The sequence below is a fragment of the Acidiphilium sp. 34-64-41 genome, from assembly GCF_002282635.1.
GTDB classification, from domain to species: domain Bacteria; phylum Pseudomonadota; class Alphaproteobacteria; order Acetobacterales; family Acetobacteraceae; genus Acidiphilium; species Acidiphilium rubrum.
Map to the genome: position 1 here is coordinate 1 of NZ_NCJX01000084.1, position 20,367 is coordinate 20,367.

Annotated in this window: 15 protein-coding genes and 3 pseudogenes; 13 read left to right on the forward strand and 5 right to left on the reverse strand. The window is 64.9% G+C overall.

The features are described from left to right. Positions 1-362: 362 nt before the first annotated feature. Both B7X49_RS14835 and B7X49_RS14840 read right to left on the reverse strand, forming a co-directional pair. A complete protein-coding gene (locus B7X49_RS14835; protein ID WP_286704412.1) occupies positions 363-1,715 on the reverse strand; it encodes an ATP-binding protein in 1,353 nt (450 codons plus the stop codon). 70 nt (positions 1,716-1,785) lie between these two features. Next, entirely contained in the window at positions 1,786-2,505 is a 720-nt protein-coding gene (locus B7X49_RS14840) for a response regulator (RefSeq protein ID WP_286704413.1), read from the reverse strand. Here B7X49_RS14840 and B7X49_RS14845 point away from each other — a divergent pair. The 6 genes from B7X49_RS14845 (at position 2,495) to B7X49_RS14870 (ending at position 10,440) form a co-directional block, all read left to right on the forward strand. Then, entirely contained in the window at positions 2,495-2,935 is a 441-nt protein-coding gene (locus tag B7X49_RS14845; RefSeq protein WP_286704414.1) for a hypothetical protein, read from the forward strand. The genes B7X49_RS14840 and B7X49_RS14845 overlap by 11 nt on opposite strands. Then, on the forward strand, positions 2,925-4,055 hold the full coding sequence (locus tag B7X49_RS14850) for a type III PLP-dependent enzyme (protein WP_286704415.1): 1,131 nt from the start codon (positions 2,925-2,927) through the stop codon (positions 4,053-4,055). Before B7X49_RS14845 ends, B7X49_RS14850 begins: the two co-directional genes overlap by 11 nt. A gap of 60 nt (positions 4,056-4,115) precedes the next feature. After that, on the forward strand, positions 4,116-4,838 hold the full coding sequence (locus B7X49_RS14855) for a dienelactone hydrolase family protein (RefSeq protein ID WP_029312458.1): 723 nt from the start codon (positions 4,116-4,118) through the stop codon (positions 4,836-4,838). 1 nt (position 4,839) lies between these two features. After that, positions 4,840-6,033 (forward strand): hypothetical protein, encoded by a 1,194-nt coding sequence (locus tag B7X49_RS14860; protein ID WP_286704416.1) that lies wholly within the window; start codon positions 4,840-4,842, stop codon positions 6,031-6,033. Positions 6,034-6,127: 94 nt separating this feature from the next. Then, a complete protein-coding gene (locus B7X49_RS14865) occupies positions 6,128-9,163 on the forward strand; it encodes a glycosyltransferase (RefSeq protein WP_286704417.1) in 3,036 nt (1,011 codons plus the stop codon). A gap of 308 nt (positions 9,164-9,471) precedes the next feature. After that, complete coding sequence (locus B7X49_RS14870; protein WP_286704418.1) at positions 9,472-10,440, forward strand: SGNH/GDSL hydrolase family protein; 969 nt, start codon at positions 9,472-9,474, stop codon at positions 10,438-10,440. A gap of 86 nt (positions 10,441-10,526) precedes the next feature. Here the strand turns inward: B7X49_RS14870 and B7X49_RS14875 are convergent, their stop codons facing one another. Further along, a complete protein-coding gene (locus tag B7X49_RS14875; RefSeq protein ID WP_286839987.1) occupies positions 10,527-11,915 on the reverse strand; it encodes an NAD-dependent succinate-semialdehyde dehydrogenase in 1,389 nt (462 codons plus the stop codon). A gap of 32 nt (positions 11,916-11,947) precedes the next feature. Beyond that, entirely contained in the window at positions 11,948-13,273 is a 1,326-nt protein-coding gene (locus tag B7X49_RS14880; RefSeq protein WP_286704420.1) for an aspartate aminotransferase family protein, read from the reverse strand. Between the two features lie 192 nt (positions 13,274-13,465). On the opposite strand from B7X49_RS14880, the gene B7X49_RS14885 reads away from it, so the two are divergent. The 5 genes and pseudogenes from B7X49_RS14885 (at position 13,466) to gltX (ending at position 18,037) form a co-directional block, all read left to right on the forward strand. After that, complete coding sequence (locus tag B7X49_RS14885) at positions 13,466-14,311, forward strand: fumarylacetoacetate hydrolase family protein (RefSeq protein ID WP_286704421.1); 846 nt, start codon at positions 13,466-13,468, stop codon at positions 14,309-14,311. Between the two features lie 64 nt (positions 14,312-14,375). Then, positions 14,376-14,819: a hypothetical protein gene (locus B7X49_RS14890; protein ID WP_286704422.1), complete on the forward strand. Its 444-nt coding sequence runs from the start codon at positions 14,376-14,378 to the stop codon at positions 14,817-14,819. Further along, positions 14,819-15,788 (forward strand): annotated as a pseudogene (locus B7X49_RS18935) (dihydroorotate dehydrogenase 2). The gene B7X49_RS14890 and the pseudogene B7X49_RS18935 overlap by 1 nt, the downstream one beginning before the upstream one ends. Beyond that, positions 15,785-16,612 carry a TIGR01459 family HAD-type hydrolase gene (locus B7X49_RS14900; protein ID WP_286704424.1) on the forward strand — a complete coding sequence of 276 codons (828 nt, stop codon included), beginning with the start codon at positions 15,785-15,787 and terminating at the stop codon, positions 16,610-16,612. The pseudogene B7X49_RS18935 and the gene B7X49_RS14900 overlap by 4 nt, the downstream one beginning before the upstream one ends. A 24-nt stretch (positions 16,613-16,636) precedes the next feature. Further along, positions 16,637-18,037: a glutamate--tRNA ligase gene (gene gltX / locus B7X49_RS14905; protein ID WP_286704425.1), complete on the forward strand. Its 1,401-nt coding sequence runs from the start codon at positions 16,637-16,639 to the stop codon at positions 18,035-18,037. Between the two features lie 71 nt (positions 18,038-18,108). On the opposite strand, the gene B7X49_RS14910 is transcribed toward gltX, so the two are convergent. Continuing rightward, entirely contained in the window at positions 18,109-18,639 is a 531-nt protein-coding gene (locus tag B7X49_RS14910; RefSeq protein WP_286704426.1) for a DUF4142 domain-containing protein, read from the reverse strand. 390 nt (positions 18,640-19,029) lie between these two features. Between B7X49_RS14910 and B7X49_RS18845 the strand changes: the two are divergent. After that, a pseudogene (locus tag B7X49_RS18845) lies at positions 19,030-19,587 on the forward strand (glucose-6-phosphate dehydrogenase); the annotation flags it as partial. Between the two features lie 125 nt (positions 19,588-19,712). Continuing rightward, positions 19,713-20,367, forward strand: a pseudogene (locus tag B7X49_RS18850) (glucose-6-phosphate dehydrogenase); the annotation flags it as partial.

Consider the following 20,367-nt stretch of genomic DNA (forward strand, 5'->3'; position numbering starts at 1 on the left):
GTAGCCGTTGTCGGCCACGGAGCGTTGCAGGGCGCGGAAGATCAACGCGAAGCGCTCGGACGGGTCGGCGGGCATGAAAGGCGCGTTCGAGATCATGGGTATGGGTAAACCATGATTGGTGGGGGGTGAGAAAGGGATTTGTTAGGGGTTGCGTTAGAATTTAGGTTGTTCCGTGTGGCGGGGCTGGATTGCCGCGCTGCGCTCGTAATGACGTGGTGGGGTTGGGGGCTTGGGTGATGGGTACCGGGGATATCCGGTACCCGCGTGCGGGGCACGGGCGTTTTCAAAGGCACGGACCCAAATGACCAAAGTTTTTTTTGCTTCTTTTTTGTTCACAAAAAAGAAGGCTCTTTGCCTTTCTCTTACGTCGGCAAATACACGCTGGCGATGAGGCCTTTGCCGCCGGAGCGGTTGGCGAGGGTGATGTCGCCGCCGTGGGCGCGGATGGCGTTGCGGGCGATGGCGAGGCCGAGGCCGGTGCCGCCGGTTTCGCGGTTGCGGCTGTTTTCGACGCGGCGGAAGGGTTCGAACACGCGTTCGAGTTCGCCGGGGGGGATGCCGGGGCCGTCGTCTTCGATGTCGATGCGCAGGGTGTGGCGATCGGCGTCGCGCAGGGTGACGCGGGCACTTTCGCCGTATTTGACGGCGTTGCCGATGAGGTTGGCGAAGGCGCGTTTCAGGGCGAGGGGGCGGGCGCGCAGGATGCTGTGGGGTGGGCCGGCGTAGCGCAGGGCTTCGCTGCATTCGGGGGCGATATCGGCGGTTTCGTCGATCACGGTGCGCAGGAGGATGGCGAGGTCGACCGGGACGCTGGCTTCGGTTTGGGCGACGTCGCGCCCGAAGGCGAGGGTGGAGGCGAGCATGGCTTCGAGTTCATCGAGGTCGCCGAGGAATTTTTCGCGTTGGGCGTCGTCCTCGAGGAATTCGGTGCGGAGTTTGAGGCGGGTGATCGGGGTGCGGAGGTCGTGGCCGATGGCGCTGAGGAGGAAGGTGCGGTCTTCGACGAAGCGGCGGACGCGCGAGGCCATGGTGTTGAAGGCGATGGCGGCGGTGGCGATTTCGGTGGGGCCGCTTTCGGGAAGGGCGGGGGCGTGCTGGATGTCGCGGCCGAGTTGTTCGGCGGCATCGGCGAGGGTGCGGACCGGGGCGGTGAGGCGGAACACGGCCCAGAAGATCATGATGGCGCCGAGGCCGAACATGACGAGGAAGGCGGTGGCGAAGCCGGGGGTTTCCCAGGGCGGGGTGGGGTGGAACGGGCTTTCGATGGTCAGCCAGCCGCCATCGGGCAGGCGGAAGCTGAGGACGGAGCGGGGTGGCGCGACCGAGCCGCGCATGACGACGTTGCGGGGGCGGTATTCGGGCGGGATGGGGAAGGCGAGGATGGAGCCGCGGATGATCTGGCGCGAGGGAAGCGGCAAGGGGAAGGTGCCGGAGAAGGGGGGGATGGGGTCGAGGGTGATCTTGTCGCCTTTGAGCCCGGTTTCGGCGGCGACGATGGCAGGTCGGCGGTCGGGCGGGGCCATGGCGATGCGGCGGTAGAAAATGGCGTCGCGGGTGGCGATTTCACGTTCGGCGATGATGTTGTTCAGCCCGATCTGGTTGATCGTGTGGATGCCGAGGCCGATGGCCTGCACCACGGCGAAGCCGGCGAGGAGGGTGAGGGCGGTGCGCCAGGCGAGGCTGGCGGGCCAAAGCCGGAGGCGATTCTTATACATGCGAGAGCCGAAGGCGATTCTTATACATGCGAGGGGCGGAGGCGGTTTTTATACATTAGAGAAGTGTTGGTCAGACGCGGTCGACGGTGGCGGCGAGGACGTAGCCGCCGCCGCGCACGGTTTTGATGAGCTGGGCGTTGCGGCCGTCGTCTTCCAGTTTGCGGCGCAGGCGGGAGATGGCGACATCGATCGCGCGGTCGAACGGGCCGGCCTGGCGGCCGCGCAGCAGATCGAGCAGCATGTCGCGGGTGAGCACGCGGTTGGGGCGGTCGAGCAGGGCGAGCAGCAGGTCGTATTCGCCGCCGGTGAGGGCGACATCGGTGCCCTGGGGATCGACCAGGCGGCGGCGGGCGGTTTCCAGCGACCAGCCGGCGAATTGGTAGAGGCGGGCGGGGGCTTCGCGGCTGCGGTCTTCGCCTTCACCGACGCGGCGGAGCACGGCGCGGATGCGGGCGACCAGTTCGCGCGGGTTGAAGGGTTTGGTGACGTAATCATCGGCGCCGAGTTCGAGGCCGATGATGCGGTCCGGCTCCTCGCTCATGGCGGTGAGCATGATGATCGGCACCTGGGTTTCGGTGCGCAGCCAGCGGGCGAGATCGAGCCCGGATTCGCCGGGCAGCATGAGATCGAGCACGACGAGTTGGTAATGGCCGTTGAGGAAGGCGCGGCGGGCTTCACGGCCATCGCGCGCGGCGGTGACACGGAAGCGCTGGCGCTCGAGGAAGCGGGCCAGGAGATCGCGGATTTCCCGGTCATCGTCGACGACCAGGATGTGCGGCATGGTTTCCATGGCTGTTACAATAGCGCGGTGTTGCGGGTTGGGGCAGGGCGGATATCGTGTCGTTTTGTTTCGGGGGCGCAGAGGTGAAGAAGACTTCTTTTTTGTAAAAAAGAAGCAAAAAACTTTTTTTGATCTGGGGCATGGGCGGTTTCGCTGGCACGGGCTCAGGCGAAGAAGAGTTTTTTTGCTTCTTTTTTTGCAAAAAAAGAAGTGCTGCCTTGCCCCGCCTGAATTGTCACTTGCATTTCTGATCGGTTTGGGTCTAACGCATTTTCACGCAGCAACGCACGTGCCTCTGCCTCCGGTTCGGGGGTTACGCAACGACGTCAAGCGTTCTGGCATCCGTCTGGTCGCTGGTTCGTTCGACCGTTTCGCAACCCGCTTTGCGCCTGATCGCAAAGCCTCTGACCTGGGAAGGGAGTGGGTTCATGACCCCTAAACTCGCCCGTTTTATCGATTCCGGTGTGGTTGCCACGCCGGCGATACTCGTTGATCTCGATCGTGTGGCTGCGAATTTCGCGGCGCTGCGCGCGGCGTTGCCGGATGCCGCGATTTATTACGCGGTGAAGGCCAATCCGGCGGCGCCGGTGCTGGATCGGCTGGTCGGGCTCGGCTCGCGGTTCGATGCGGCGAGTATCGAGGAGATTCGCGCGTGTCTGGCGGCGGGGGCGGCGCCTTCGGCGCTGAGTTTTGGCAATACCGTCAAGAAGCGGAGCGCGATTGCCGAGGCGTTCGCGCGCGGGGTGGATTTGTTCGCGTTCGATTCCGATGAGGAATTGGCGAAGATCGCCGCGGCGGCGCCGGGGGCGAAAGTGTATTGCCGGTTGGCGGTGAGCCAGGACGGGGCGGATTGGCCGCTGTCGCGCAAGTTCGGCACGACCGGCGCGCATGCGCGGGATTTGCTGCTGGCGGCGCGGGATTTGGGGTTGGTTGCGCATGGCGTGTCGTTTCATGTCGGCAGCCAGCAGACCGGGGTGGGGGCGTATCAGACCGCGATCGGCCAGGCGGCGATGGTGTTTTCGGATTTGCGGGCGCGCGGCATCGATCTGCGGTTGCTTAATCTGGGCGGCGGGTTTCCGACCCGGTATCGTGAGGATATTCCGTCGATCGCGGCGTTTGGCGATGCCATCATGGCCTCGGTGCGGGCGGCGTTCGGCAATGATCTGCCGGATTTGCTGATCGAGCCGGGGCGGGCGGTGGTGGGCGATGCGGGGGTGGCCGTTTCCGAGGTGGTGTTGGCGTGCAACCGGCGCGAGGATGATGATCGGCGCTGGGTGTATTTGGATATCGGGCGGTTCGGGGGGTTGGCCGAGACCGAGGGCGAGGCGATCCGCTACGCGATCAGCGCGCCGGGCGTCGGCGGTGACGAGGCGCCCGCGGTGCTGGCCGGGCCTTCGTGCGATGGCGTGGATGTGATGTATCGCGAGACGCCGTATCGGTTGCCGGCCGCGTTGAAATCGGGCGATCGCGTGTTGATCCACGATACCGGCGCCTATGTGACAAGTTATGCGAGCCAGGGGTTCAACGGTTTCCTTCCGCCGCAGGAGCACTATCTGTAGCGGGGATGCGCTGTCCTGGTTGGGCGGCGCGCTGTTTTAACCTGTGCTCTGGGAGCTTGCATGACCGACAAGATTACGACGACCACCGGCAGTATCGAGATCAAGGCGGCCGATGGCGCCGGCAGTTTCAAGGCGTATACCGTGACACCCTCGACCAAGCCGACCGGCGCGGTCGTGGTGATCCAGGAGATTTTCGGGGTGAACGACGCGCTGCGCGCGACCTGCCACGAGATTGCCGAAATGGGCTATATCGCGGTCGCGCCCGATCTGTTCTGGCGCCAGGAGCCGGGCGTGGATATCACGGATAAATCCGAGGCGGAGTGGAAGCAGGCGTTCGCGCTGATGAACGGCTTCGATCAGGACAAGGGTATCGAGGATCTGAAGACGACGCTCGATGTCGCGCGGCATCTGCCGGGGTGCAACGGCAAGGTTGGGACCGTGGGGTTCTGCCTCGGCGGGCGGCTGGCGGTGATGATGGCGACGCGGTCGGACGCGGATGTCAATATTTCGTATTACGGCGTGATGCTCGATAAATTGGTGCCGGAATTCGGCAACATCAAGCATAAGTTGCTGGTGCATATCGCCGAGCAGGACGAGTTTGCCAATGCCGAAGTGCGCGCAGCGGTGCTGGCGGGGGCCGAGGGCAAGCCTGCGATCGAGACGCATGTGTATCCGGCGGTGCAGCACGCCTTCGCGCGGGTGAACGGCGTGCATTACGATCGGCGCGCCGCCACCATCGCCAACGGGCGGACGGCCGAGGCGCTGGTCGCCGCATTGGGCTGAGATGATCGGCCGCCGCGCGCTGCTCGCCGGGGTGGTGATGGCCCCGGCGGTGGGGCGCGCGGCGGGTGGGGTTTCGTTTGCGGATGGGCTGGTGGGCGGGATGCGCCGCCAGCTCGATGCGCTGCCGCCGGGGCCGGCGCTGCTGGCGAGCTATCCGGATCGGGTGGCGAATGCGGCGTTCGCGCGGTTTGCGCCGGCGAACGATCCGGCGGCCTATACTTATGACAATGCCTTGGCCGGGCTGGCGCTGCTGGCGGGCGGCCATGCGCTGCATGCGGCGCGGATTGCCGATGCGCTGGAACTCGCGCAGGCGCATGATCCGAATTACACCGATGGGCGGTTGCGGAATGCGTATCGGGCCGGGCCGGTTGCGATTCCGGTGGCCTTGCCGGGCTGGTGGGATGGGGCGGCGAATCATTGGGCGGAGGACCCGTATCAGGTCGGCAGCGAGACCGGGCCGATCGCGTGGGCGATTTTGCTGTGGACGGCGCTGCGCGATGCCGGGGTCAACAGCGATCGCTACGATGACGCGGCGGGCAAGGCGGCGGATTGGATCGTGGTGAATTGCCGTGGCGCGCACGGGTTCACCGGCGGGGTGTTCGGGTTTCCGCCGCAGCAGGACCGGCTGACCTGGGTCAGCACCGAGCAGAACACCGATTGCGCGGTGGCGTTCGGGCGGTTGGGCCGGCGGGCGGCGGCGGCGCATGCGGCGGCGTTCGTGCGCGGCATGCGCGATCCGGCACGCGGGTTGTTCGGGGCGGGGCTGACGCCGGCGGGGGCGCGCAATGGGCTGATCGCGGCGGATGCCAATCTGTGGCCGTATCTGGCGGGGCTGGGTGATGCCGCCGTGATCGCGCCGGTTCTTGCAACCCTGGGTTGGCCGCGGGATCGGCCGGCGGGGATCGGGTTCAGTGCGGCGAGTGAGGGCATCTGGACCGAGGGGACCGCGTTTGCCGCACTCGCGCTGCACCGTGCCGGCGATGCGGCGCGGGCGGGGCGGTTTTTTGCAACCGTGCGCGGCGAGGCGGCGCCGGATGGGGCGCTGTTCACCACGCCCGCCAAGCAATTGGCGACCGGGCTGCGGGTGGGGCCGGGGCCGGATGCGGAGATTTTCAACTATTATCGGGTGCCCGCGCTGGCGCCCGCGGCGTGGGCGGCGCTGGCGATGCTGGGGGTCAATCCGCTGGGGCGCTGAGCGGCAGGTCGGCACTTGTGCGATGCGACATTGTGCTTGCGCGACTGCGGGATATGTTGTTTGTTGCGTCTATATTTAGATCAGGTACGTTCATTTGTCTCAATCGGCGGCAGAATTATTGTATTCAGGGAATGCCCTGCGGCCCGCCTGGGCGGTCTTTGATCCGGGCTGGTATCTTGCGGTCCATGCCGAGGCGCGGATCGCCTGCGGTAACGATGCCAACGTAGCACTCGACTATTATCTGCGAACCGGCTGCCGGCTGGCGCATAGTCCGAGCCCGTTGTTCGACGAGCGGTTCTATCTCGACCAGAATCTGGACATCGCTGCGCTGGTGCGCGCGGGGCAGTATCGCTCGGGGTTCGACCATTTCTGCCTGCACGGGCATCGCGGTCTGTCACCGCACTGGCTGTTCGACGATGCGTTGTACGGCCACCTTTACATCGACATGACGCTGCAGAATCTCGATGACCACGGCTGCTTCGGCCGCTACGACCACTGGTTGAAATCAGGGCAGCGCGAGACGCGGATCGGTCATTTCATGTTCGACCCGAACTATTATCGGGCGCGGGTGATCGAGGCCGGCGTGGCGCTCGACGAGCTCGAACGGTTCGGGCCGTTCGTGCATTACCTCTACAGCCTGTATCGCGCGACGCCGGAGCTGGCCTGCTCGCCGTATTTCGCGCCGGATTGGTATCGGGCCGCCCATGAATCGGCCCGCAGCGCGATCGAGGCGGGGCGCGTGCTCAACGCGCTGCACCATTATCAGTTGATCGGCGAATGCGAAGGGTTCGATCCGGTGCCGGATTATTCCGAATCCTATTATCGTGAAGCCTACCCCGATATCGGTGCGGCGATCGAGGCGGGGCATTTCGTCAGCGGCTATCGGCATTTCGTGCAGCACGGCGCCTTCGAGCTGCGCCGGCCGCGCGGCGATATCGACCTGCTCTATTACCGCGACATGAACCCGCGCGTGCGTGATGATCTGAACAGCGGGCGGGTGCGCGATGCCTTCGCGCATCTGCGGATGATCGGGCATGCCAAAAAACTGCCGTTCTGCCCGCCCGAGCGCGTGCCCGATCTGTCCGAGCCGGCGGCCAAGCAATTGTTCGAGGTCAAGGCGCGCAATCAGATTGCGCTGTTCGCCCGCCACCGGCTGGATTTCACGCCGCATGGCGACCCGGTGCTTGCCGTGGTGATGGTGCTGTTCAATAAATTCGAGCTGACGATGCTGGCCCTGGCATCGCTGCGCCAGAATTTCGCCGGGCCGATGCAGCTCATTATTGTCGATAACGCCTCGGCCGACGACACGCGGCGGCTGGAAACCTATGTGCGCGGGGCGACGATTATTCACAGCGCCGAGAATCTGGGGTTTCTGCGCGGGTGCAACCTCGCCCTCGAACAGGTGAGCGCGCCGGCGCTGCTGTATTTGAACAACGACATCGAGCTTGGGTTCGGTGCGGTGGCGGCGGCGATTGCGCGGCTCGGCAGTGAGGCGTCGATCGGCGCGGTCGGCGGCAAGATCGTGCGGACCCACGGGCGGTTGCAGGAGGCCGGCTCGATCATCTGGGCGGATGGCAGCACGGTGGGGTATCTGCGCGATGCCTCGCCGCTGGCGCCCGAGGCGAATTTCGTGCGCGATGTCGATTATTGTTCGGGCGTGTTCCTGCTGTGCCGCACCGATCTGGTCAAGCGGCTCGGCGGGTTCGATGAGGCGTTCCAGCCGGCCTATTACGAAGAGGTCGATTTGTGCGTGCGGATGATCGAGGCGGGGTTTCGCATCGTCTATGATCCGGATGTTCTGGTGCATCATCTGGAGTTCGGCAGTGCTGCCAACACCGAGGCGTCGATGGCGCTGATGCGGCGCGGGCGGCGGATTTTCAAGCGCAAACACGCGGCGTTTCTTAAGACCAAATTTGACTGCGCGGTGGAAAACATCATCAAGGCGCGCGCGCTCGATGGCGCCGGCAAGCGCATTCTCTACCTCGAGGACACGGTGCCGGTGCGCCGGCTCGGCTCGGGCTTCGTACGCGCGAACGATGCGGTGCGCGCGATCGCTGCTGCCGGTTGGCGGGTTTCGGTGCTGCCGATCAACGGCGCGCGGCACGACATCATGAGCCTGTTCGGCGATCTGCCGGATCGGGTCGAAGTGCTGCATGACCGCACGATTTTGTCGCTGCCGCACCTCCTTGCCGAGCGGGGCGATTTTTTTGACGCCATCTGGGTGTCGCGCACGCATAATCTCGATCGCACGCTCTCGATTTTCACCGAGGCCGGGATCGATCCGCGGCGGATTCCGTTCGTGCTGGATACCGAGGCGATCGAGGCGGCGCGCGATGCGGGGGCGGCGGCGCTCGATCCGGCCCGCGCAGATTTCGACATCGATGCGGCCCTCGCCCATGAATTTCGCAACGCGCGGCTGTGCCGGCACGTGACGGCGGTGAACCAGGCGGAGGTCGATTTGCTGCGCGGCTTCGGGCTCGATCAGGTTTCGGTGCTCGGGACGATCCGCGACCTCGACCCGACGCCGCGCGGGTTCGCGGCGCGCGAAGGCCTGCTGTTCATTGCCAGTATCCATCGGACCGACAGCCCGAATTACGACAGTCTGCGCTGGTATCGCGACGAGATACTGCCGGTGCTGACCGAATTGATGGGTACACCGCCGGTGCTGACGTTCATTGGCTATACCGCGCCCGATATCGATCTGAACGAGTTCGCCGGGCATCCGTATATCGATGTGCGGGGCAGTGTGGATGATATCCGCCCGGCCTATAACAGCCACCGGTTGTTCATAGCACCCACCCGCTACGCCGCCGGCACGCCCTACAAGGTTTACGAAACCGCCTCGTTCGGGTTGCCGTGCGTCGCGACAGATCTGCTGGTGCGCCAGCTCGGCTGGGATGCCGGTGTCGAGCTCGCCGGCGCGGCGGTCGCGGATGCGCGGGGCTTCGCGGCGGCAATCGCGCGTCTGTATGGCGATGAAGACGCCTGGCGCGCGATGCGCGAAGCGGCGCTGCAACGGCTGGAACGCGAGAACGGGCGCGGTCAGTTCGAGACGGTGGTGCAGGAGATACTCGATGACGCCGCACGGCCGATGGCGAAGCGACGGGCGCGGTTGCGGGCGGTGGGGTAGGGGCTGGGGTTAGAGAAGGCTTCTTTTTTGTAAAAAAGAAGCAAAAAACTTTTATTTGTCTCGGTCTTGGTGGTTTCGCGTTCGTTGGCATCACTTCCTTCGGAACTGTGTTGCTTTGACGATCGAGCGCCGATAGTATTGTCAAAGTCTCCACGGAGACGTGTTAAAATAAAGAAAAATCTAAAAACGACAATATTATGGGGTCGGATATGAAATCAAGATTGTTCCTGGGGCGATGCCTGTCGGTTGCGCTGATCGCTGCGTGCAGTATCGGCTCGGCTTCGGCGGCGGCGTATAGTGGTTTGTACGTGTTTGGCGACAGCCTGTCTGACGTTGGCAATGTTTCGCTTGCGACCGGTGGTGCGGAACCGGTTTCGCCACCCTATTCGAACGGGCGGTTTAGCAACGGCAATGTGTGGGTGCAGGACGTCGCGGCGTCGCTCGGGCTCGGGCCGGTGACGGCGAGCCTGGCCGGGGGGAATGATTTCGCGGTGGGCGGCGCCGAAACCGGTGCGACGCCCGCCAACCCTTACACCAGTTCCAATCCTTTCCAGCAGGCAAGCGACCTGACGGCGCAGCTTGCCGCGTATAATCAGCGCGGATTAGCGGCGCAGCCGAACGCGCTTTACACGCTGTGGATCGGCTCGAACGATATCGATTCATTAGTGGTTGCCCTGGCCACGGTGCCTTTGACCCAGCAATCGGCCTATATCGCGAATGATTTCGCGGCGATCCTGGGGAACATCACCAAAGTTGTCACCGGTCTTGCACAGGACGGGATGAAGAATCTCCTGGCGTTGAACGTGCCCGATCTGGGCAAAACACCCCGTGCGACTTCGAATGGTGTGTCCGCTGCCGCTTCGGCGTTATCGGCGGCGCTTGACCAGAGTTTGGCGCTGACGCTCGGCCAGCTTTCGATCAGCGAGGGTTTCAAACTCAATCTCGTGGATACTTACGGCGCGATCGACGCGATCACGAACGCTCCAGCCGCCTATGGCCTTACCAACGTAACGAGCCCCTGTTGGACGGGCACATTTACCGATCCTGCGTCGGGCACGGTCTGCGCCAATCCCAATCAATATCTGTTCTGGGATACGCTGCACCCGACTGCGGTGGGGCATCAATTGGTGGCCGATGCGGTGCTGACCCAGGTGCCGGAGCCGGGGAGTATGGGGTTGCTCGGGATTGCGGTGGTCGGGTTGCTGTGGGTGAAGGCAGGCAAGGGGAAGGGTTCTTTTTTGCAAAAAAGAACCAAAAAACTCTCATTAGCTGGGTGATAGTCCATTACGACGCCAACGCCCAAGACCCAGCGAATAAAAGTTTTTTGCTACTTTTTTACAAAAAAGTAGCCTTCTTCTTTCCCCTACGAAGCCTGCGTCACAAACTTGGTCGCCAGATACGCATCGATCGCTTCGGCGCCGCCTTCCCAGCCGTAGCCGCTGTCTTTCATGCCGCCGAACGGGGTTTCGGGCAGGGCGAGGCCGTGGTGGTTGATCGAGATCATGCCGCTTTCGATCCGGTGCCCGAGGGCGGTGACGGTGCGGGTCGAGCGTGAGTAGGCGTAGGCGGCGAGGCCGTAGTCGAGCCGGTTGGCTTCGGTGATCGCGTCTTCGAAGGTGGCGAAGCGGTTGACCAGGGCGAGCGGGCCGAACGGTTCCTCGTTCATCACGCGGGCGGTGGTGGGGATGTCGGTCAGCACGGTCGGCTGGAAGAAATAGCCTTTGTTGCCGATCCGCTCGCCGCCGGTCGAGAGTTTGGCGCCGTGGTTGCGCGCATCCGCGATGAAGGCTTCGAGTGCGGGGATGCGGCGTTCGTTGGCGACCGGGCCCATTGTGGTGTCGGGTGCCAGACCATCGCCCACCTTGATTTTGGCGATGGCGCCGAGAAAGCGTTCCATGAACCCGTCGTACACGCTGTCCTGCACCAGGAAGCGGGTGGGGGCGACGCAGACCTGGCCGGCGTTGCGGAACTTGTTGGCGGCGAGGATTTTGGCCGCGGCATCGAGATCGGCGTCTTCGAACACGATGGCGGGGGCGTGGCCGCCGAGTTCCATGGTGGCGCGCTTCATGTGGGTGCCGGCGAGGGCGGCGAGATGTTTGCCGACCGCGGTGGACCCGGTGAACGAGATTTTGCGGATGGCGCGGTGCGGAATGAGGTATTCCGAAATCTCGGCGGGGATGCCGTAGACCAGGTTGAGCACGCCGGCGGGCAACCCGGCATCGGCGAAGGCGCGGACCAGTGCGGCGCAGGAGCCGGGCGTTTCCTCGGGGCCTTTCAGGATCACGGCGCAGCCGGCGGCGAGGGCGGCGGAGACCTTGCGGACGGCCTGGTTGATCGGGAAGTTCCACGGCGTGAAGCAGGCGGCGATGCCGACCGGTTCCTTGACCACCAGCTGATAGATGCCATCGGCGCGGGCGGGGATGACGCGGCCGTAGGTGCGTACCGCCTCCGCCGCGAACCAGTCGATCACGTCGGCGGCGAGCATGGTCTCGCCCTTGGCTTCGGCGAGCGGCTTGCCTTGTTCCATCGTCATGATCGGTGCGATGAGGGCGGCGCGGGCGTGGGCGGGTGTGGCGCGCCAGGTGGCGAAGCCGGTTTCGGCGGCGGCGATCGCGGCATCGAGATCGGCGATGCCGGCGTGGGCGAGCGTGCCGATCACCTCTTCGGTGGCCGGGTTGATCACATCGAGTGTTTTGCCCGAAGCGGCGCCGGTCCATGCGCCGCCGATATGCAGCAAGACGTCTTGGTACATCTGGTTTGTTCCTGTTCGTGTGGCTGGAGCCGTCAGACCGTCTTGAGCACGGCGCGCAGGCCGCCGAACATTTCGTCGAGCTGATCTTCGGTGGTGATGAACATGGGCGAGAAGATCACGGTATCGCCGGTGACGCGCAGTACGAGTCCTTGTTCGAACGCCTTGCGCAAAATCGCGAAGCCGCGCTTGCCGGGCGTGCCGTCGGCTGCGAGATCGACCGCGCCGAGCAGGCCGTAGCCGCGGGTATCGATCACCATCGACAAATCGCGCATTCCGGCGATCCGTTCGAGGAATTTGGGGGCGAGGGCGGCGGCGCGGCCGAACAGATCGTCGTCGCGGTAGATTTTCAGCGTGGCGAGGGCGGCGGCGCAGGCAACCGGGTGGCCGGAGTAGGTGTAGCCGTGGAAGAACTCGATCGCGTCCGGCCCGGCGGCATCGAGGATGGTTTGCTGGATGTCTTCGCGCACCGCTATTGCCGCCATCGGGATGTTGCCGTTGGTAATGGCTTTGGCCATCGTCATCATGTCGGGCGTGACGCCGAAGGCATCGGCGGCGAAGGCGTGACCGGTGCGGCCGAAACCGCAGATGACTTCATCGAAGATCAGCAGGATGCCGTGCTTGTCGCAGATGGCGCGCAGGCGTTCGAGGTAGCCCTGGGGCGGCACCAGGATGCCGGTGGAGCCTGCGATCGGCTCGACGATGCAGGCGGCGATGGTATCGGCGCCGTACAGGTCGATCATGCGTTGCAGATCATCGGCGAGGTCGATGCCGCCGTGTTCGCCCTGGCCCATGGTGAAGCGGTTCGCCTCGATATGGGTGTGGCGCATGTGCGAGACGCCGGGCAGGCCGAGGCCGAACGCGTCGCGGTTTTTCACCATGCCGCCGACCGACCAGCCGGCGAAATTCACGCCATGATAGCCGCGCGCCCGGCCGACGAAGCGTTGGCGTTGGCCCTGGCCGCGCACGCGGTGGTATTGGATGGCGACTTTGAGGGCGGATTCGACCGCTTCCGACCCGCCGCCGGCGAAGAACACGCGGTTGAGCCCGGCGGGCAGCATCTGGGCGAGTTCGTGCGCGAGGCGGAAGGCGCCGGGTACGCCGTATTGAAACGGCGGCGCGTAGTCGAGTTCTTCGAGCTGGCGGGACACCGCTTCGCGGATTTCGCGGCGGCCGTGGCCGGCGGGGGTGGTGTAGAGCCCGGAGACGGCATCGAGCAGTTTTTCGCCGGAGGTATTCCAGTAATGCACACCCTCGGCGCGGGCGATGATGCGCGGCGCTTCGTGGAATTGCTTATTGGCGGTGAACGGCATCCAATGATGGATCAGCGGATCGTTCGAACGGGCGGCGGACTGGCTCATGGGGGTGTCCTTGATGGGGTTTGAGAGCTTAATATTTTTAACGATCGATCTGCAAGGGTAATTTCGGCCCATGGACGCGGGTGAGGCGTGTCGATTATTCTCATCACCGCTATGAAGCGGTGAGGTGGCCCCTTGGCTTGCTCCGCGCGGCGCTTTAGAAGCACTTAATAAATCAGGGACAGGAGCGATCCGATGAAATTGTTTCGACATGGCGCGGCCGGCATGGAACGGCCTGGGATTCTCGATGAGGCGGGCGTGAAGCGCGATTTGTCGGCGCATCTGCCGGTGCTCGATGGTGCGGCCCTCTCGCCGGCCTCGCTCGCGCGGCTGGCCGCGATCGATCTGGCGAGCCTGCCGGTAGTGGCTGACGATGTGCGGATCGGTGCGCCGGTGCCGCGCCCGATCAATTTCATCTGCATCGGGCTGAACTATGCCGACCACGCGGCGGAGACCGGCGCTGCGATCCCCAAGGAGCCGATCGTGTTCATCAAGGCGGGCAGCGCCTATAACGGGCCGTTCGACGATGTCATGATTCCGCCCGGCTCGAAGGAGACCGATTGGGAGGTGGAACTCGGCGTGGTGATCGGCACCGCCGCGTCTTACGTGTCCGAGGATGACGCGCTCGATCATGTCGCCGGGTATTGCGTGATCAACGATGTCAGCGAGCGCGAATACCAGACGCGGCGCGGCGGCACCTGGGACAAGGGCAAGGGCTGCGCGACGTTCGGGCCGACCGGGCCGTATCTTGTGACCCGCGACGAGGTGCCCGATCCGCAGGCGCTTGATCTCTGGTGCGAGATCGACGGCAAGCGGATGCAGAACGGCAATACCAAAACCATGATTTTCGGCGTGAAGACGCTGGTTTCATACGTCAGCCAGTTCATCGCGCTGATGCCGGGCGATATCATCGCGACCGGCACGCCGCCGGGCGTTGGCATGGGGGTCAAGCCCAACCCGATCTTTCTGCGCCCGGGCCAGACCATGAAACTCGGCGTCGCGGGGCTGGGCGAGCAGATGCAGCGGACGATCGGCGGCTAAGCTTAAGCAGACGTTAATGTCTGGCCCTGTTGTCGGCAGGGCCAGCGTCCAGTAAAGGCCGCGCATGCGCCGCATCCTCATCCCCATCGTATTCGTCCCGCTTGCCCTGGCCGGCTGCATGCTGCCCGGCCGCAAGCTTGTCTCGCCCTATCCCGATGCGCCGTCGCTGGTCGATGTCGCGGCGCTGACCAAATTCGATGGTCAGTTGCCGTTGGTGACGATCCCCGAAGGCACGCAGAACTGGGCACCGGCGGTGCGCTATGCGGTGAACGCGGCGCTGAAAATCAATCCGAAGGCGCAGTTTCGCGTCTATGTGACCGGGCCGGCGGCGGCGATTCCGAGCGATACCGAACTGGCGATGGCGAAACTCGCACCCGAGGCCGCGCAGGTTGCCGATGCGATCGCGGCCGATGGCGTGGCGCCGTCCAACGTGTCGCTCGGGGCCGGCACGGCGCTGGCGCATGTGACGGCGCCGGCGGCGCCGGAGATCGTGGTGTTCGCGAAATAATGGCGCTGTCCGCCGTCGCGGCGCCTTGGCTGCGGCAGTTAGCACCCGAGACCGCGCATGATGCCGCGATCGCCGCGCTGCGCTACGGGTTGGCCGGCAGCCAGAGCATCGCGGCCGATCCCAGGCTCGCGGTCACCGCGTTCGGTCGCACCCTGGCCCATCCGATCGGTCTGGCGGCCGGGTTCGATAAAAACGCGGTCGCCTGCAACGGTCTGGCGCGGCTCGGCTTCGGGTTCATCGAGGCGGGTACGGTCACATTGCGGGCGCAGCCGGGCAATCCGAAGCCGCGCCTGTTCCGGCTCGCCGGTCGGCGCGAATATCGGCATCAACAAGGAGGGCGCCGCGCCGCTGGCGGATTATCCGGCGCTGGTGCGCAAGGTGGCGCCGCATGCCGATTACATCGTGATCAATGTGTCCTCGCCCAACACGCCTGGCTTGCGCGATTTGCAGTCGGTCGATCGGCTCGATGCGATTCTGGACGCGGTGGCACGCGAGGCGGGAGCGCATCCGCCGCTGTTCGTCAAACTCGCGCCCGATCTGGATGAGGCGGTGCTGCCCGATCTGGTTTCGCTGGCGGTGGCGCGGGGCTTGGCCGGGTTGATCGTCAGTAACACCACGCTCGCGCGGCCTGCTGACCTCGCCAGTGCGGCGCGCGGCGAGGCGGGTGGTCTTTCGGGCGCGCCGCTGTTCAATCGATCGACGCGGATGCTGGCACGCGTGCGGCTGCTGGCCGGCGACCGGCTCACGCTGATCGGCGCGGGCGGTGTGGCGAGCGCCGAACAGGCGTTCACCAAATGCCGCGCCGGGGCGGACCTTGTGCAGATTTACACCAGTTTCGTCGCACAGGGCCCGGCGGTGATCGGGCGGATCGTGGCCGGGCTGGGCGGTCTGCTCGATCGCTACGGCTGTGCGCGCCTGTCCGACATTACCGGGCGGGATGCCGATCGTCTGGCGGAGCTGACACCATGAGCATCGCCGATCTGGCCGATGGCTATGATGGGTTCATCGTCGATCTCTGGGGCGTGGTGCACGACGGGGTGCGGCCCTATCCCGGCGTGATCGCCGCACTGGCGGCGCTGCGGGCGGCGGGCAAGCGGGTGGTGTTTCTCTCGAACGCGCCGCGCCGGGCGGCCGCCGTTGCCGCGTCGCTGGGTGAAATGGGCATCGCGCCCGGCACTTATGACGGCGTGGTGACCAGCGGCGAGGTGGTGCGGCGCGCGCTGGCGACCCGCGCCGATCCGGATTTCGTATCGCTCGGCGCGCGCTTCGTGCATCTCGGCCCCGCGCGCGACCGCAATTTGTTCGAGGGGCTCGACCTTATCGAGGTGAGCGCACCGGCCGATGCCGATTTCATGCTGAACACCGGCCCGGATGATCTGGCCGCGCAGGACGATTCCGCCGCGTTCGACGGGCTGCTGGCGGAATCACTGAAGGCCGGCCTGCCGATGGTGTGCGCCAACCCCGACCTCGAAGTGATCCGCGACGGCCGGCGCATCGTCTGCGCCGGGCTGCTCGCCCAGCGCTACGAGTCCTGGGGCGGCCGCGTCATCTGGCGCGGCAAGCCGGACCCGGCGGTCTATGCGCCCACGCTGGACCTGCTCGGCACCGCGCGCGATCGCAGCATTGCGTTCGGCGATTCGCTGCGCACCGATATCGCGGGCGCGAAAGCCGCCGGCATCGCGTCCGTGCTGGTGTTGACCGGCATTCACGTCGCCAGCCCGGAACAGGCGCGCCGCGACTGCGCGCAGGCGATGCTCGACCCTGTCGCGATTCTGCCGGGGTTCATCTGGTAGGCAAACCGTGATACCGCGCAGCGCATGACAATTCGCGTTCGCTTCGCCCCTTCGCCCACCGGCATGCTGCATATCGGCAGCGTCCGCACCGCGCTGTTCAACTTCCTGTTCGCCCGCCACCACGGCGGCGATTTCCTGCTGCGCGTCGAGGATACCGATACCGCGCGCAGCACGCCCGAAGCGACCCAGGTGATCTTTGATGTGCTGGCCTGGCTCGACATCACGCCGGATGCGCCGCCGGTGTTCCAATCGACCCGTTATCCCCGCCATATCGAGGTCGCGGAGGCGATGATCGCGGCCGGCACCGCCTATCGCTGCTACTGCTCGCGCGAGGAGCTTGCCGCGATGCGCGCCGAGGCCGATGCCGCGAAAAAACCCTTCCGCTACGATGGCCGCTGGCGCGATCGTGATCCGTCCGAAGCGCCGGCCGGCATCGATCCGGTCATCCGCCTCAAGGCGCCGCGTACCGGCGAGACCATCGTGCGCGATCTGGTCAAAGGCGAAATCCGGGTGCAGAACACCGAGCTCGACGACATGATCCTGGTGCGGTCGGACGGCACGCCGACCTATCTGCACGCCGTCGTGGTCGATGATCACGACATGGCGATCACCCATGTCATCCGCGGCGACGATCACATGACCAACACGTTCCGCCAGGTGCAGATTTTCGACGCGATGGGCTGGACGCGGCCGGAATTCGGCCATCTGCCGCTGATTCACGGGCCGGATGGCGGCAAGCTTTCGAAGCGCCACGGCGCGGTCTCGACGTTGCAGTTCCGCGACGACGGCTATTTGCCCGAGGCGCTGTGCAACTATTTGCTCCGGCTCGGCTGGGGGCATGGCGATGCCGAAATCCTGCCGCGCGCGGATCAGATCCGCTTGTTCGATCTCAGCGGCGTCGGGCGCGGGGCGGCGAAAATGGACTACGCCAAGCTGCTCCAGGTCAACGCCGTCTGGCTGCGCGCCGCCGAACCCGACCGGCTGACCAAACTGGTGATCGACCGCATCGAAGCCGACACCGGCGGCCCGATCGGCACCATCGCCGCCGGTCGCATCGCGGAAATGATGCCACGCTTGCAGGAACGCGCCCGCACCATTGTGGAACTCGCCGAATCCGCGATGTTCCTGGTGCGTGACGTGCCGCTGCCCTTCACCACCAAGGCGACCGCCCTGATCACCGAGGACGCGCGTGACGATCTTTCGGCGCTGCTGCTCGATTTTGCCAAAACCGACTACACCGCCCCGACCCTTTACGCCGCCATGGTCGCCTACGCCGCATCGATCGATAAAAAACTCGGCAAGGTCGCCGAACCGCTGCGCGCCGCCCTGACCGGCAGCACCACCAGCCCGCCGATCGACGCCGTGATGCAGGCGCTCGGCCAGCGCGAGGTCGAGCGCCGGGTCTTCGCGGTGCTCGCGGAATAGGCTGCGCGGCCGGGACCAAACGCCCAAACGTAATCAACCGGCGACCGGGCGGCCCGGTCGCCGGCTTCGGATTACTCGCCGGTGCCTTCGGGCAGCGCCGCGCGCAGCATTTTCAGGTTCTGCTCGACCAGCGGTGCGGTTTGCGCCGCCACTTGCTTGAACGTCGGGTTCACGCCGTTCTGAGCCTCGTCCTGGAACACGGCCAGCGCGCTTTCATGGCTCGAGATTTCATCGCGGATGAAAGCCACCGACAAATTCGGCTGCGGCCGGTAGTTCAGCGTGACCAGCTGCGCCTTCAACGCGGTCGGCAGCGTGTTGGGCAGGCTCACGTTGTTCTCGGCAGCCTGGGCGCGGATTTTCGGCGCGTATTCCATGGCATCGGCGCAGATTTTGTTGACCACCGGCACAACCTGCGGCTCCAGCGTGTTTTTCTGCACGAAGGTGCAGGCATTCAGATCGAAATGAACCAGTTGATAGGCGGTGGTGATGAAGTTGAGGTCCTGCGGCGTTAACGAACTCGACTGCGGTCCTTGCGCGGTCGTCGAACAACCGGCGAGTGCCAGCAACGCGGCGACAACCCCGTAGCGTGCGGATAATTTCATTGAACGGTCTCCCTTACGGCATGATCCTTATGGGTTCCGACGCGCAACCCCAGCCCGCCGTCACGCCATCGGCCGAGCCTCTATCGATATAGTCGCAAATCAAACGCGATAAGTGAAGAGTCTATATCGCAACCGGATGAATACAGGGTCGCCTGTGTGACAAATATGGCGATCCGCGTAAATGGCCGCGGGCATGGCCGTGCACATTTGTATTTTATAAACGAACGCACGCTACACTGCCGCCATCCGCCGCGCCCGACCCCCTTCCTTGACCTCGCCGCGAAATAACGGGAGTTTCTGCTGCGGCGCAACGTGGCAAAGGATGACCGAAACGATGCTCGACCCCACCCCACCCCACCGTATTTCCGCGCGCCGCACAGGCGCCACACGATGAGGCCGATCCCCCCGGGCGTCGGTCCCGCCCGGCCGCAGATCGTCGTGCTGTTCGGCGCCACCGGCGATCTCTCGCGCCGCAAGCTGCTGCCCGGCCTGTTCCAGCTCTGCAGCGCCGGCTTCATCCCCGGCTGCCGGATCATCGGCGTCTCGCTCGATGATATCGACGCCGATGGCTTTTGCGTCATCGCCCGTGAATCGCTCCGCGAATTTTCGAGCCGCCCCGTCGCCGATGCCGACTGGACCGCATTCGCCGCAACGCTCGACTACGTCACTCTTGCCGCCGGCCCCGAACCCTTGCGCAACGCCGTGCTGCGCGCAGAGCAAAGTCTCGGCGCCGAAGCCCAGCGCGTGCACTACCTCAGCGTGCCGCCCAACGCCGCGCTGCCGGCCGTCCGCCTGCTCGCCGAAGCCGGCCTGGTCGAACGCTCGCGCATCATCATGGAAAAACCGTTCGGCACCGATCTCGCCAGCGCGGTCCTGCTCAACGCGCGCCTGCACGAAGTCTTCACCGAAGATCAGATCTTCCGGATCGACCATTTCCTCGGCAAGGAACCCGCCCAGAACATCCTCGCCTTCCGCTTCGGCAACGGCCTGTTCGAGCCGATCTGGAACCGCAACTTCATCGATCACGTCCAGATGTCGTCACCCATCTGTTCCAGATCCTCGCCTTCATGGCCATGGAACCGCCCACCGCCCTCGAACCCGCACCGATCAGCGAGGAAAAAAACAAGGTCTTCCGCAGCATGCTGCCGATCGAGCCGCGCAACGTCGTGCGCGGCCAATATACCTCCTACCGCACCGAAGATGGCGTCGATCGGGAATCCGACACCGAAACCTTCATCGCCCTGAAATGCCTGATCGATAACTGGCGCTGGGCCGGCGTGCCGTTCTTTCTGCGTACCGGCAAGCGCCTCGCCGAAGGCCAGCGCATCATCTCCATCGCGTTCCGCGAACCACCCAAAAGCATGTTCCCCGCCGGCTCCGGCGTCGGCGCGCAAGGCCCCGATCACCTCACCTTCGACCTCGCCGACGCCTCCAAAATGTCGCTCTCCTTCTACGGCAAACGCCCCGGCCCCGGCATGCGACTCGATAAACTCTCGCTCCAGTTCGCCATGCACGACACAGGCCTGGTCAGCGAAGTGCTCGAAGCCTACGAACGCCTCATCCTCGACGCCATGCGCGGCGATCATACCCTCTTCACCACCGCCGAAGGCATCGAACGCCTGTGGGACGTGTCCAAACCCCTGATGGAATCCCCCCCACCCGTCCGCCTCTACGAACCCGGCTCATGGGGCCCAAAATCCATCCACCAACTCATCGCCCCCCACGCCT